The 565-nt window shown below is 66.9% G+C and carries 1 protein-coding gene; it reads left to right on the forward strand.

The features are described from left to right. A partial coding sequence (locus DNJ95_RS19290) for an MBG-2 domain-containing protein (RefSeq protein WP_181953415.1) occupies nt 1-565 on the forward strand: 565 nt, incomplete at both ends.

Consider the following 565-nt stretch of genomic DNA (forward strand, 5'->3'; position numbering starts at 1 on the left):
GCGGCGGCAGCGGCACCAACGCCGGCAGCTACCTGCTGACCGCCAGCGGCAGCGATGGCAACTACGCGCTGACCTTCGTCGAGGGCGTGCTGACCATCGACAAGGCGGCCCTGACCGTTACCGCCAACGACGCCGCCAAGACCTACAACGGCCTGGCCTGGAGCGGCGGTAATGGCGTCACTTATAGCGGCTTCGTCAACGGCGAGAACCAGTCCGTGCTCGACGGCAGCCTGGCCTACGGTGGCGACGCCCAGGGCGCGACCAATGCCGGCAGCTATGCCCTCGACATCGGTGGCCTGAATGCCGGCAACTACGCCATCAGCTACCAGGGTGGCAACCTGACCATCAACAAGGCCGCCGCCACCATCACCGCCAACAGCGCCAACGTCACCTACAACGGCCAGCAGCAGAACGTATCGGGCTTTACCGCCAGCGGCCTGGTCAATGGCGAGACGGCAAGCGTGCTGACCGGCGTCACCACCAGCGGCGGCAGCGGCACCAACGCCGGCAGCTACCTGCTGACCGCCAGCGGCAGCGATGGCAACTACGCGCTGACCTTCGTCGA

It is taken from the genome of Stutzerimonas kirkiae, assembly GCF_004327335.1.
GTDB lineage: Bacteria > Pseudomonadota > Gammaproteobacteria > Pseudomonadales > Pseudomonadaceae > Stutzerimonas > Stutzerimonas kirkiae.